Source organism: Nocardiopsis sp. FR4, from assembly GCF_009830945.1.
In the GTDB taxonomy this organism is placed as follows: Bacteria; Actinomycetota; Actinomycetes; order Streptosporangiales; family Streptosporangiaceae; genus Nocardiopsis.
The window spans coordinates 1-11,869 of record NZ_VWVV01000027.1 but is presented as its reverse complement, the minus strand read 5'-3'; the positions used below and the strand labels follow the sequence as shown (position 1 = coordinate 11,869).

Annotated in this window: 14 protein-coding genes; 6 read left to right on the top strand and 8 right to left on the bottom strand. The window is 71.8% G+C overall.

Features of this window, described 5'->3' with window-relative positions; translation table 11 throughout:
* Position 1: 1 nt before the first annotated feature.
* The 4 genes from FYW95_RS28435 to FYW95_RS21365 all read right to left on the bottom strand — a co-directional run bounded on the left by FYW95_RS28435 (position 2) and on the right by FYW95_RS21365 (position 2,785).
* Entirely contained in the window at positions 2-643 is a 642-nt protein-coding gene (locus FYW95_RS28435) for a DMT family transporter (RefSeq protein ID WP_236572270.1), read from the bottom strand.
* A complete protein-coding gene (locus FYW95_RS28430) occupies positions 571-897 on the bottom strand; it encodes an EamA family transporter (RefSeq protein WP_236572268.1) in 327 nt (108 codons plus the stop codon). The genes FYW95_RS28435 and FYW95_RS28430 overlap by 73 nt, the downstream gene beginning before the upstream one ends.
* 32 nt (positions 898-929) lie before the next feature.
* Positions 930-1,715, bottom strand: coding sequence for a putative protein N(5)-glutamine methyltransferase (locus FYW95_RS21370; protein ID WP_236567874.1), 786 nt, complete (start codon positions 1,713-1,715; stop codon positions 930-932).
* 140 nt (positions 1,716-1,855) lie between these two features.
* Positions 1,856-2,785: a ribonuclease Z gene (locus FYW95_RS21365; protein ID WP_160050691.1), complete on the bottom strand. Its 930-nt coding sequence runs from the start codon at positions 2,783-2,785 to the stop codon at positions 1,856-1,858.
* 240 nt (positions 2,786-3,025) lie between these two features.
* On the opposite strand from FYW95_RS21365, the gene FYW95_RS21360 reads away from it, so the two are divergent.
* Both FYW95_RS21360 and FYW95_RS21355 read left to right on the top strand, forming a co-directional pair.
* The gene (locus FYW95_RS21360) at positions 3,026-3,442 is read left to right on the top strand and encodes a DoxX family protein (RefSeq protein WP_160050690.1); all 417 of its coding nucleotides are present in this window, start codon (positions 3,026-3,028) and stop codon (positions 3,440-3,442) included.
* A 161-nt stretch (positions 3,443-3,603) separates the two neighbouring features.
* A complete protein-coding gene (locus FYW95_RS21355) occupies positions 3,604-4,377 on the top strand; it encodes a class I SAM-dependent methyltransferase (protein ID WP_159943491.1) in 774 nt (257 codons plus the stop codon).
* 697 nt (positions 4,378-5,074) lie between these two features.
* Here FYW95_RS21355 and FYW95_RS21350 read toward each other — a convergent pair.
* Entirely contained in the window at positions 5,075-5,284 is a 210-nt protein-coding gene (locus FYW95_RS21350) for a 4-oxalocrotonate tautomerase family protein (RefSeq protein WP_159943492.1), read from the bottom strand.
* 422 nt (positions 5,285-5,706) lie between these two features.
* Between FYW95_RS21350 and FYW95_RS21345 the strand changes: the two genes are divergently transcribed.
* Positions 5,707-6,567, top strand: a complete 861-nt coding sequence (locus FYW95_RS21345; RefSeq protein WP_236567875.1) for a helix-turn-helix transcriptional regulator — start codon at positions 5,707-5,709, stop codon at positions 6,565-6,567.
* 75 nt (positions 6,568-6,642) lie between these two features.
* Here the strand turns inward: FYW95_RS21345 and FYW95_RS21340 are convergent, their stop codons facing one another.
* Complete coding sequence (locus FYW95_RS21340) at positions 6,643-6,918, bottom strand: VOC family protein (protein ID WP_236567876.1); 276 nt, start codon at positions 6,916-6,918, stop codon at positions 6,643-6,645.
* Positions 6,915-7,061, bottom strand: a complete 147-nt coding sequence (locus FYW95_RS28425; RefSeq protein WP_236567877.1) for a VOC family protein — start codon at positions 7,059-7,061, stop codon at positions 6,915-6,917. The genes FYW95_RS21340 and FYW95_RS28425 overlap by 4 nt, the downstream gene beginning before the upstream one ends.
* A gap of 253 nt (positions 7,062-7,314) precedes the next feature.
* Here FYW95_RS28425 and FYW95_RS21335 point away from each other — a divergent pair, with 253 nt between their 5' ends.
* Both FYW95_RS21335 and FYW95_RS21330 read left to right on the top strand, forming a co-directional pair.
* Positions 7,315-8,172 carry a metalloregulator ArsR/SmtB family transcription factor gene (locus FYW95_RS21335; RefSeq protein ID WP_159943493.1) on the top strand — a complete coding sequence of 286 codons (858 nt, stop codon included), beginning with the start codon at positions 7,315-7,317 and terminating at the stop codon, positions 8,170-8,172.
* Positions 8,173-8,308: 136 nt separating this feature from the next.
* Positions 8,309-8,545, top strand: coding sequence for a dihydrofolate reductase family protein (locus tag FYW95_RS21330; protein WP_201294973.1), 237 nt, complete (start codon positions 8,309-8,311; stop codon positions 8,543-8,545).
* A gap of 121 nt (positions 8,546-8,666) precedes the next feature.
* On the opposite strand, the gene FYW95_RS21325 is transcribed toward FYW95_RS21330, so the two are convergent.
* Positions 8,667-9,041: a VOC family protein gene (locus FYW95_RS21325; protein WP_159943494.1), complete on the bottom strand. Its 375-nt coding sequence runs from the start codon at positions 9,039-9,041 to the stop codon at positions 8,667-8,669.
* A 248-nt stretch (positions 9,042-9,289) separates the two neighbouring features.
* Between FYW95_RS21325 and FYW95_RS21320 the strand changes: the two genes are divergently transcribed.
* Positions 9,290-11,704, top strand: a complete 2,415-nt coding sequence (locus tag FYW95_RS21320; RefSeq protein ID WP_160050689.1) for an ATP-binding cassette domain-containing protein — start codon at positions 9,290-9,292, stop codon at positions 11,702-11,704.
* The last annotated feature ends 165 nt before the right edge of the window (positions 11,705-11,869 follow it).

Sequence of the window (11,869 nt, the reverse complement as noted above, 5' to 3'; positions counted from 1 at the left end):
GTCACAGCCGCCCGGGGTCGGGCCCGGGATTTTCGGGGTGGTTCAGGCGCGGTCGGGGGCGGTGCGCGTTGGAGCGGGTCGGTGGGGTGGGAGGTGGAGCGGGTGCGCCCTGTGGGGTCGCTTGGGGGACTGGGCGGGCCCGGGGCCAGCGGGTGCTGGGTTGGGCTGGGGCGGGCGCGGGAGGGGTGGTGGTGTGGCGCCGGGAGATGGCCACTCCGGCCAGGCACAGTGCTCCGCCCGCCAGTGCGAGCGGGTGCGGCACCTCCCCCAGCAGGGCCCAGGAGAGCAGGGCCACCAGCACCGGCACGAGGTAGGTGGTGGCGCCCAGGCGGCCCGCGGGCATGCGGGCCAGGGCGTAGCCCCAGGTGGTGAAGGCGATCGCGGTGGGGAAGGCGCCCAGGTAGAGCAGGTTGAGTGTGGCGGCGGGTGGGGCCTGGGCGATCTCCCTGACCAGGGTCGCGGTGAAGGGCAGGCAGGCCAGGGCTCCCACCAGGCATCCGAACGCCGCGACCTGGAGTGCGTTGGCGTGGCGCAGTGCGGGCTTTTGCGCGACCACCCCCAGCGCGTAGGTCAGGGCCGCCACCAGGCACAGCACCACGCCCAGGAGGGAGGCGCGTCCGGCCTCGGCTGTGGAGGCGCCCACGACCGCGGCGCCGCAGACAGCACGCCCGCGCAGGCGATGCCGGGCCAGGCCGCGCGGGGCGGCCAGCCGGTGCGGGTGAGGGCCAGCAGGCCCAGGAGGAGGAGGGATCCGGTGAGGAGTCGGCCCAAGGCCAGGGCGCCGGGGGAGTAGGACTCGCCCGCGCTGCGGATGGAGACGAAGGCCGAGGCCCACAGCAGGGTGGTCAGGCCGGCGGCGAGCAGGGCGGGCCAGGACTGGGGGCGGGAGGAGGTCATGGCTTCACGCTAGGGGGCTGAGGGTGCGGTGGTCAGCGCAGTGTGCTGGCGGGCCGGGTGCCGGTGAGCACGGCGGTGTCCTGGTCGGGGCTGGTGTGGGTGGTGCAGGTCAGGCCGCCGCGGGTGAGGGCGTCTTCGGCGGCGGGGAGTTGGCGGGGGTTGACCTCGGTGAGCAGGTGGCCGCCGGGGGTGAGCCAGTCGGTGGCGTGGGCGGCCAGGCGGCGTACCAGGTCCAGTCCGTCGGTGCCGCCGTCCAGGGCGCGGGGGTGTTCGTGGAGGCGGGCTTCGGCGGGCAGCAGGGGGATCTGGTCGGTGGGCACGTAGGGGACGTTGGCGACCAGGACGTGGACGCGGCCGCGCAGGGTGGCGGGCAGGGCGTCGTAGAGGTCGCCGCGGTGGACGTGGTGTGCGGGCAGGTTGCGTCGGGCGCAGGCGACGCTGGCGGGGTCGATGTCGGCGGCGTGCAGGGTCAGGCCGGGGTGGGTGCGGGCCAGGACTGCGCCCAGGGCGCCGGAGCCGCAGCACAGGTCCACGGCCACGGAGGCGGGGGTGAGCAGGGCGGCGGCGCGGCGGGCCAGGAGGGCGGTGCGGGGGCGGGGGACGAACACGCCCGGGGCCAGGTGCAGGCGCAGGCCGCAGAACTCGGCCCAGCCCAGGACGTGTTCCAGGGGGAGGCCGGCGCTGCGCTGTTCGGTCATCGCGGTGCGTTCGGCGGCGGTGCGCGCGGTGGCCAGGATGAGCGCGGCCTCCTCCTCGGCGAAGACGCAGCCGGCCGAGCGCAGGCGCGCGGTGAGGAGGGGAAGGGTGGAGGGTGCCACGGGGAGCCCTTTCACGGTCAGGTGTCGGGCGCCGGTGGCTAGTGCGTGTGCCGTGGGGGTGGGAACGCCCGAGCGGTGGTGTGGGGGATCGTTCTCACCTCCTTGGGCTGGTGCGTGCGCTGGCCGCCACCCTATACCGGTCAGGGGCGGCGGGGCGGGAGGGGGAGGCGTTGCAGGTCCCGGGCCAGGTGGAGGTGGCCGTCGAACTCGGTTGCGGCCTGTTCGATGAAGCGGGGGTCCTGGTCGGCGTCGTAGCGTTCGGAGATGTGGGTCAGGACCAGGGTGTGCGCCCCGGCGCGGGCGGCGACGCGCCCGGCCTGTCGGGCGGTGAGGTGTCCGTAGTCGCGGGCCAGGTGTTCCTCGGAGTCGAGGTAGGTGGACTCGATGACGAGCATGTCGGCTCCTTGGGCCAGTTCGATGGCCTGGGGGCACTCGGCGGTGTCCATGACGAAGGCCATGACCTGGCCGCGGCGGGGGCGGGCGCAGTCGGCCAGGTCCACCCGGTGTCCGTCGGGGGCGGTGACGGTGCCCTCGCGTTGCAGGCGGCTGATGAGGGGGCCGTGGACGCCGTGGGCGGCGAGTCGGTCGGGGAGCATGCGCCATCCGTCGGGTTCGGCGACGCGGTACCCGTAGGCGGTGGTGGAGTGGCGCAGGGGTAGGGCGGTGATGCGCAGGTCCTGTTCGCCCAGCAGGCAGGAGCCGGCGCCGCCCACGGGTTGGGGGACGATGGCGTCGGTGTCGCGGAAGGCGGTGGCGTGGCGGAGCCGGTCCCAGTAGTGCTGGCCGTCGGCGGGGTAGGCGGCGCGTACGGGGTGGGGGACCTGGTCGCGGGCGATGCGTTGGATGGTGCCGGGTAGGCCCAGGCAGTGGTCGCCGTGGAAGTGGGTGAGGCAGATGCGGGTGATGTCGGTGGCGGCCAGGTCGGCCAGGCTCATCTGCCGTTGGGTGCCCTCGCCGGGGTCGAAGAGGATGCCGTGGGTGTCCCAGCGCAGGAAGTAGCCGTTGTGGTTGCGGCGGCGGGTGGGCACCGCGCTGGAGGTGCCCAGGACGACCAGTTCGCGTACCGACATGGGGTGATCCTGCCACAGGCCAGCCCTGGTCCGGGTGGGGTGGTGGCGGGGGCGTCGGCGCCCCCGGGCGGTGGGATGGCGCTGACGGGCAGTATGTCGATGCGCTGTCTCGCGGGGTGCTATGGCCTGGGGGTTGGAAGGGCGGAACCGGAATTCGAAAAGCCCCTTCCGGATGTGTCGATCCCGGCCGGGCCCGTTCGACCTCAGGGTGAGAGAACGGCACGAACGAAGGGCAGGAACATGAGGACCACCGCCACTGCGAAGACGAACACCCCCTCCTCCGTGGCGAACGCCGGCCTGTGGGTTCTGCAGGTCCTGATGGCCGGGGCCTTCCTGCTGGCGGCCTGCACCAAGCTCGCCGCCACACCCCAGGCGATCGCGGGATTCGAGCAGATCGGTCTGGGCCTGTGGCTGATGTACGCCATCGGCCTCATCGAGCTGCTGGGCGCGCTCGCCCTGCTCGTCCCGGCGCTGAGCGGCCCGGCCGCACTGGGCCTGTCGTCCCTGCTGGTGGGGGCGGCTCTGACTCAGCTGCTGGTGGCCGAGCCCGTCACCGCGCTGGTCCCGCTCGCCTACCTCGTGCCCATGGCCCTGCTCGCCTGGGCGCGCCGCGAGCGCACCGCGCACCTCACGCGCCTGGTCAGCGGCCGGGTCTGACCCTTCCGCTCTCGGTGACCGCGGGGACGGCCCCGTGCGGGGAGATCGCCAGATGAACGGCGAACGCGACCGTCGCGTCCGAGAAATCGGCGCGGCGGTTCTTCGTGTCCCACTCAAACCGTGGCCTGCCCGGCGGATCGTGTGGACACTAGGCTACGGCGATGGACCGAGTAACCGATATGCCCGAGAGTCTCCCCCAGCCTGCAGATCCGGTCCGGGCGAACGACTATGACAGGTTCGCCGAGGCGTACGCGGCGGACAACGAGAACAACATCCAGAACGCCTACTATGAACGGCCCGCGATGGTGGCCCTCGCCGGAGACGTGACCGGTCGCCGGATCCTGGACGCCGGCTGCGGCGCGGGCCCCCTGTTCGCTGCTCTGCGCGACCGCGGTGCCAACGTCACCGGTCTCGACGCCAGCGCCGGGATGCTGGCGCTGGCCAGGCGGCGGCTCGGGGACGACGCGGACCTGCACGTGGTCGACCTGAGCGACCCCCTCCCCTTCGCCGACGGTGTGTTCGACGACGTGGTCGCGTCGCTGGTGCTGCACTACCTGCAGGACTGGGGGCCGACGCTGGCCGAGATCCGGCGCGTGCTCAGGCCCGGCGGCCGACTGATCGTGTCGGTGCAGCACCCGTTCACGGACTACGCGATGCAGAACCCTCGGCCCGACTATTTCGCGACCACCAGCTATGCCGACGAGTTCACTTTCAATGGGCAGTCCGTCCAGCTGAGGTTCTGGCGCCGGCCGTTGCACGCGATGACCGATGCCTTCACCGGCGCCGGCTTCCGCCTTTCCGTCATCAGCGAGCCGCAGCCCGACCCGGCCGCCCGTGAGTTGTTCCCCGACGACTTCCAGAGCCTGTCGACCCAGATCGGTTTCCTCTTCTTCGTCCTCGAGGCACCGTCGTCGCCCGCCGGCTCAACCGGCTAGTCGGCGGCCACCGCCCGGATGGAGTGGGAGGAGGCCACCCGGCGACCGTTGTGAGTGGGGCGCCGACTCCCCCGCCGTCCGGGGTGGGGGGCAGGGGGCGTGGCCGCGTGCTTTGAGTGGGACCTGCGCCCATCGAGTGGGACGGGACAGGTGTGGGAGGGGTCCGGCGGCGATGCGGGCACCGACGGTTATACAGCGCAGGCTGTATCCGTCTCGTTTTCGGGGGCGCTGACCTGCCCTGAATAACGTTGCGGGCGCCCCTGCGGCGCTGCGGGCGGCGCGGACCGCCCTCCCTGGCCTCACCTCCGATAAGGTTCACTTATCGGAGGTGAGGATGCGGGGTTGTTCGGGCTTGCGTTACGTGAACTGAAGTGATTTACGTTTATTAATAACGTAACAAACGAAACGTTATTAAACCGTGCTGGAGAGCGAACCCGCCAGAGTTCTGCGGTCAGCAGCCCCCGGCGGCCGCCGGGGGCTGCCACGCCCTGGGGAGCGGGCCTGTTTCGGGCTGAAGACCATCGCCGTGACGCCGCTGGCGGTCTCCTCCGCGGCGCCGCCCTCGGTGACCGTGGCGTTCCACCCGGCCTCAGCCAGCGTCCGGGAGGCCACGTACTGGGGGCGGGGCGTTGACGCGCTTGCCGTGGTCGTCCTTTCCTGTGCGGGGTCCGGCGCCGGACCCCGCACAGGAAGGGGGTCAGGCGCCGCCGTTGAGCATGGCGGCGGTCAGGACGCCGCCGGCGACACCCCAGCCGCCGTCGGCGACCTCGTCGATCAGCACGACGGTGGTGGGTCGGGCCCGCTCACCGTAGATCTCCGCGTACAGGTCGGTGGTGCGCTCGACGAGCTTCTTCTTGTCCTCGGCGGTGATGGTGCCCGCGGGGACCTTGAAGTTGGCGAAAGGCATGGGTGTTCCTCCTTGGATGGGTTCTCCCGTGATGCGGAAGCATGCGTCCGAGAATGTGTGGCCACGGTGCCGTTCTCGGCTGGTGCAGGCGTTGGCGGATGCCGAAGCGGAGGTCAGCAGTTCGTCGGTGCCGAGCCTTTGGCGGGACCGCGCCTGGATCCGGTCGCACATGAGCGGCCCCACCTCGCCGCCCTCGCGGCTGGGTCGATGCGTGCGTCAACGGTTGCGTCGGCAAAGGAGAGGGAGACCGCCCGGCCGATGCCGCGTGATCCGCTGGTAACGACGGCAACGCGCATGTCCGACGAAAGGGTGCTCGTGGGGTGGTCCGTAGTCATGTCCTCCACGGTGCACGGTGCCGACCGGAGGAACCAGGGGATCCCATCCCCTGTGTCGACGGCCCGGCCGGACGCAGAATGGACGGCATGGGTTCTGTGAGATACACCGAGCTGGGAGCTTTCCTGCGCTCGCGGCGTGAACGCATCCGCCCAGCCGATGTGGGGCTTCCCCACGGGCTCCGCCGCCGGGTGCCCGGGCTGCGCCGCGACGAGGTCGCCCAGCTCGCCGGCGCATCGGTGGACTACTACAACGAACTCGAACGCGGCGCCGGATCCCAGCCCTCCGAGCAGATGATCGCCGCGCTGGCGAGGGCTCTGCGCCTGACCGCTGACGAGCGCGACTACCTCTACCACCTGGCCGACCGCCCGGTGCCCGCGCACGGCGGACCGGCCTCGCACGTCCACCCCGGCATGCTCGACCTGCTCACCCGTCTGACGTCGACACCCGCACAGGTCATCACCGACCTGCACGTCACCCTCGTACAGAACCCGCTGGCGGTGGCGCTGCTGGGGGACCACTCCGGCCTCCGTGGTGCTCGGGCCAGCTTCGTCCACCGGTGGTTCACCGACCCCGGCGCCCGGCAGATGTATCCCGAAGCCGACCACGAGGGCCAGTCCCGGGCCTTCGTCGCCGACCTGCGGGCAGCCGCCGCCAGACGAGACGCCAAGGACACCGAAGCCCGCTCGATGATCAGCTCGCTGATCGACGCCTCCCCCGAATTCGCCGCCCTGTGGGCTGAACACGACGTGGCGTTCCGGCGCGACGACCGCAAACGCCTCAACCACCCCGCGCTCGGCCTGATCGAGGTCAACTGCCTCCACCTGTTCAGCGAGGACGGCCGACAGCGGCTGCTCTGGTTCACCCCCGCTGTCGGCACCGACAGCGCCGACCTCCTTGACCTGCTCGCCGTCCTCGGCACCCAGGAAGTCACCGGACCGGCACTCTGAGGACCTCCCGGCCGCAGTGCCTGTCGCCGACACGGTCCCGGGGCCGTGTAGTGCCCCCTCGCCCTCCGCGTCAGGTCAACCGCTGTACGGGGCCGCCACCTCCAAGACCCAGACCACGCCGAAGCGGTCCTTGAGCATCCTGTAGAGCGGCGCCCGCTGTGCGGGCTCCAGCGGCTGCACGACGGTCGAACCGACGACCAGCTTCTCCCGGAAGGCGGTGATCTCGTCGGCGCTGTCACCGCGCACGGAGACGAAGACGGCGTTCTCGCCGTGGTTCCACGGCATCTGCGAGGGCACGTCGTAGGCCATGACGCGGAACCCGTTGTCCGCGACGACCTGGCCCCACATCACCCAGTCCGCCTCGTCCGGGCGGGTGACGTTACCCGCGTCCTTGTGGCGGCGACGACGTCCCCGCCGAAGACGGAGTGGTAGAAGTCGAGCGCCGCGCGGGCGTCGCCGCGCAGGTTCAGGTGGGTCGTGGTCGTGGTGGACATGATGGCTCCCGGCCGTTCGTCTGCTCGGACGGGCGCCGCAGGGGACCGCGTCGGAAGCGGCCGCCCGGCCTGGTGCCGGTGGGGCCCAGTAACCCTCCGGGGCGGGGCCGCGCTGGGCGTCCGGTCCGCCGGACGAGGCGCTGCCCGGCGGGACGGGGGCTGGACCGCCGTGTGGTCGGCCGCCTCCGGCCCCGAGGAGGCGGGGCAGAATATCCTTTGACACGAATATTCCTCATAGAGAATATTCGTGTCCATGGACGTACTCCTCTCCGCACTGGCCGTTCCGGCCCGCTGGCGTCTCGTGCGCCTGCTGGCCGAGCGGCCCCGCCCGGTCGGCGTCCTCGCCCAGCTCACCGGAGCGCGCCAACCACAGACGAGCAAGCACCTGCGAACCCTCGAGCGCGCCGGCCTCCTCACCTGCCAGCGCTCCGGACAGCGCCGCGTCTACGCGCTCCGGTCCGCCGCCTTGCGGGACCTGGCCGCCGAACTCAACCGGCTCGCCGACACCGCGGACCGGACCGAGGGCTCGCACGCGACCTACGCCCGCTACGGGCTCAGCCTCCATACGGAACGGCTCGCCGCCACGGAGCCGGGGTGGGCCGACGGTCGCTCCTTCGGGTTCCGGCGGTCGCTGCCCGCCAGCCCCGAACTGGTATGGGACCACCTGACCAAGGGCTTCCTGCTCACCCGGTGGTGGGCACCCCGGGACCGGCGCGTCTGCGACCTCCTCTTCGAGGCGCGGCCGGGCGGGCGGATCGTCCTCGAGTACCGCGACGCCGAGGACACCGACGGCTCCGACCCGGTCGTCGGACACGCGGAGGGGGTCGTCGACGAGGTGCGCCCGGGCGAGCGCCTCGCCTACCGGCTCCGCCCCGTGCTCGGCGGCGGCCCCGCCTTCACCGCCCACGTCGACCTCGACCTCCGGCCCGGCGGCACCGGCACGGATCTCGACGCCCGGTACCGGATCACCGACAACGCGGTCGAGGGCGCGGACTTCATCGCGGGTATCGAGATCGGCTTCGAACAGAGCCTCGACAGGCTCGCGGCGGCTCTCGCCGCACAGGCACACGACCCCAACAGCACCGACAGGAGCGTCTCGTGGGACGACTGATCATCAACACCGGCATGACCGTCATTCGAGGCGTACGCGGCCCGCATGAACGGCATGCCCAAGTACGTCGCCTCCCGGACGCTGAGCGCACCGCTGGAGTGGAACGCCACCCTGCTCGACGGAGACCGCCGAGGCCGTGCGGGCGCTCAAGGACGTACACGACGGCAACCTGGTCGTCCCCTGCGCCGGTGAACTGGCCCGCGACCTCATCGCCCACGATCTGGTTGACGAGTTCTGGTTCACCGTCAGCCCCTACCTGTTCGAAGGCATCGGCCCCGTCCGGCTGGAGCTCACCGCCACCACGACCCTCCCCTCGGGCGTGGTCCGCCTGTGCTACCGGCCCGCGCCGGCCGGGGCGTCCTCCGCCGCATGAGCTCCGGCCCTGCTGCCGATGCGCCGGGGCTCCTGTTCGGGCAGGCCCGCCGACGGGGGTGGGAGGCGGCGCCGGTGGACACCGCCTCCGGACGCTCGCCGCACTCGCGGCCGGGGCCGTCTCAGTGGAGGCAGAGGCAGAAGGGGTGGCCCGCCGGGTCCGCGTAGACCCGCCAGTTGGCCCCCGGGCGCAGTCGGTCGGTGCGCTCCAGGACGGTCGCGCCCAGCTCCAGCACCCGTTGCTCATCCGCCTCGAGGTCGTCCACGTCGAAGTCCAGGTGCGCCTGCTGGGGGGCGCCCTGTCCGGGCCACCGGGGCGGGCGGTAGTCCCGCACCCGCTGGAAGGCCAGCGGTGTGCCCTCGAACCCGTGCACCTCCACCCAGTCCGGGTCCTCGGCGTCGACCACGACCCGCCCGCCGAGCAGCCGCGCGTAGAACTCCGCGAGCCGCACCGGGTCCGGACAGTCCAGCGCGACGGCCTGAAGTCTGCGAATCATCTCCGGCTCTCCTGCCTCTCGGTTCCTCGACATTGGTCGGCCCCCGTGGGGTGTGTGCTCCGCGTAACCTACAGCGGCGCCCCGACAGGGTCTCCTGGTTTTCCGGCCGGGGAACCGGGCGCTCCCGGAGCGTCCGCGCCGGCCTCCCGCCCACGGGCCCAGCGGTCAGGATCGAAGAAGCGCTGCTTCGGGGCGGGCTCCTAACGTGGTCCCCACGACGCCACGTCCTTCAGCGAGGAAGACAAGGGATGGATCCGAAGCCGCAGCCGCCTGCCCGCCACGCCGCCGACAGCCACGACCTGATCCGGGTGCAGGGCGCACGCGAGAACAACCTCAAGGACGTCAGCGTCCAGATCCCCAAACGCCGGCTGACGGTGTTCACCGGCGTCTCGGGGTCGGGCAAGAGCTCGCTGGTGTTCGGCACGATCGCCGCGGAGTCCCAGCGGCTGATCAACGAGACCTACAGCGCGTTCGTGCAGGGGTTCATGCCGACGCTGGCGCGGCCCGAGGTCGACGCGCTGGAGGGGCTGACGACCGCGATCGTGGTGGACCAGCAGCGTCTGGGCGCCGACCCCCGCTCCACGGTGGGCACCGTCACCGACGCCCACGCGGTTCTGCGCATCCTCTTCAGCCGCCTGGGGCGGCCCCACATCGGTTCGCCCCAGGCCTTCTCCTTCAACGTCGCCTCGATCAGCGGCGCGGGCGCGGTCACCGTGGAGCGCGCCGGGCGCGGCGCCGTCAAGGAGCGGCGCAGCTTCAGTGTCACAGGGGGCATGTGCCCGCGCTGTGAGGGGCGGGGATCGGTCAACGACATCGACCTGTCCCAGCTCTACGACGAGACCAAGTCGCTGAACGAGGGCGCGCTGACCATTCCCGGTTACAGCATGGACGGCTGGTACGGGCGGATCTTCAACGGCTGCGGGTTCTTCGACGCCGACAGGCCGATCCGCGAGTTCACCGAGAGGCAGCTGCACGACCTGCTGTACAAGGAGCCCACCAAGATCAGGGTGGACGGGGTCAACCTGACCTATGAGGGGCTGGTCCCCAAGATCCGCAAGTCGATGCTGTCCAAGGACGTGGACTCCCTGCAGTCGCACGTGCGGGCCTTCGTGGAGCGGGCGGTCACCTTCACCACCTGCCCCGGGTGCGAGGGCACCCGGCTCAACGAGGCGGCCCGGTCCTCGCGGATCAACGGGGCCAACATCGCCCAGGTGTGCGCGATGCAGATCAGCGACCTGGCGGTGTGGATACGCGAGCTGCGGGAGCCGTCGGTGGCTCCGCTGCTGGCCACGCTCCAGCGCACGGTGGACTCCTTCGTGGAGATCGGGTTGGGCTACCTGTCGCTGGACCGGGCGGCGGGCACGCTTTCGGGCGGTGAGGCGCAGCGGGTCAAGATGGTGCGCCACCTGGGCTCCTCGCTCACCGACGCCACCTACGTCTTCGACGAGCCCACCACGGGGCTGCACCCCCATGACATCCAGCGGATGAACAGCCTGCTGCTGCGGTTGCGGGACAAGGGCAACACGGTGCTGGTGGTGGAGCACGAACCGGAGACGATTGCGATCGCCGACCACGTCGTGGACCTGGGGCCCGGGGCCGGTACGGCCGGGGGCACCGTGTGTTTCGAGGGAGGGGTGGAGGGCCTGCGGGCCAGCGGGACCATCACCGGCCGCCATCTCGACGACCGGGCCGCGGTGAAGGAGTCGGTGCGCACGCCCGCCGGGGCGCTGCGGGTGCGCGGTGCCTGCGCGCACAACCTGAGGAACGTGGACGTGGACATCCCGCTGGGGGTGCTCACCGCCGTCACCGGGGTCGCCGGTTCGGGGAAGAGTTCGCTCGTGCACGGGTCGGTTCCGGCGGGTGCGGGGGTGGTCTCCGTGGACCAGGGGCCGATCCGCGGCTCGCGCAGGAGCAACCCCGCGACCTACACCGGGTTGCTGGACCCGGTCCGTAAGGCGTTCGCCAAGGCGAACGGGGTCAAGCCGGCGCTGTTCAGCGCCAACTCCCGGGGGGCCTGCCCGAACTGCAACGGTGCCGGTGTCCTCTACACCGACCTGGGGATGGTGGCCGGGGTGGCCGTCACGTGTGAGGAGTGCCGGGGGCGGCGGTTCCAGGCGTCGGTGCTGGAGTACCGCCTGGGCGGGCGCGACATCAGCGAGGTTCTCGCGATGCCGGTGGCCGAGGCGGGGGAGTTCTTCGGGGACGGGGAGGCGCGTGTTCCGGCCGCGCACACCATCCTGCGTCGGCTGGAGGAGGTCGGGCTGGGCTATCTGAGCCTGGGCCAGCCGCTCACCACGCTGTCCGGTGGTGAGCGCCAGCGTCTCAAGCTGGCCACGCACATGGGTGAGAAGGGCGGTGTCTACGTGTTGGACGAGCCGACCAGCGGCCTGCACCCGGCCGACGTGGAGCAGTTGCTCGGCCTGCTGGATCGGCTCGTGGACTCGGGGAAGTCGGTCATCGTGGTGGAGCACCACCAGGCGGTCATCGCGCGCGCCGACTGGGTCATCGACCTGGGTCCGGGTGCGGGGCACGACGGTGGGCGGGTCGTCTTCGAGGGCACTCCGGCGGATCTGGTCGCGGCCCGTTCCACCCTGACCGGGGAGCACCTGGCGTCCTACGTCGGCGGGGGCCGTGGGGAGGCCGCTCCTGCCGGGGCGGGGTGAAGCGCGGCCGGCCGGCGCCCCCCGGGGAGTGGGGGCGCGGTTACGACGTGGTGCGCGATTGAGGTTGGGGCGTGCTGGCCCAGCGAGTCGGCTGGTGGGTGATTACCGCATAGCTGTGCGGTCGGAGACCAGGCCGGCGATGGCCAGGTGGGTTTCGTCGTAGTA

Excerpts from the sequence above, each read along its gene's own strand:
- FYW95_RS28430 (WP_236572268.1), bottom strand. The coding sequence starts at position 897 with ATGACCTCCTCCCGCCCCCAGTCCTGGCCCGCCCTGCTCGCCGCCGGC.
- FYW95_RS21365 (WP_160050691.1), bottom strand. The coding sequence starts at position 2,785 with ATGTCGGTACGCGAACTGGTCGTCCTGGGCACCTCCAGCGCGGTGCCC.
- FYW95_RS21360 (WP_160050690.1), top strand. The coding sequence starts at position 3,026 with ATGAGGACCACCGCCACTGCGAAGACGAACACCCCCTCCTCCGTGGCG.
- FYW95_RS21355 (WP_159943491.1), top strand. The coding sequence starts at position 3,604 with ATGGACCGAGTAACCGATATGCCCGAGAGTCTCCCCCAGCCTGCAGAT.
- FYW95_RS21350 (WP_159943492.1), bottom strand. The coding sequence starts at position 5,284 with ATGCCTTTCGCCAACTTCAAGGTCCCCGCGGGCACCATCACCGCCGAG.
- FYW95_RS21345 (WP_236567875.1), top strand. The coding sequence starts at position 5,707 with ATGGGTTCTGTGAGATACACCGAGCTGGGAGCTTTCCTGCGCTCGCGG.
- FYW95_RS28425 (WP_236567877.1), bottom strand. The coding sequence starts at position 7,061 with ATGTCCACCACGACCACGACCCACCTGAACCTGCGCGGCGACGCCCGC.
- FYW95_RS21335 (WP_159943493.1), top strand. The coding sequence starts at position 7,315 with ATGGACGTACTCCTCTCCGCACTGGCCGTTCCGGCCCGCTGGCGTCTC.
- FYW95_RS21325 (WP_159943494.1), bottom strand. The coding sequence starts at position 9,041 with ATGATTCGCAGACTTCAGGCCGTCGCGCTGGACTGTCCGGACCCGGTG.
- FYW95_RS21320 (WP_160050689.1), top strand. The coding sequence starts at position 9,290 with ATGGATCCGAAGCCGCAGCCGCCTGCCCGCCACGCCGCCGACAGCCAC.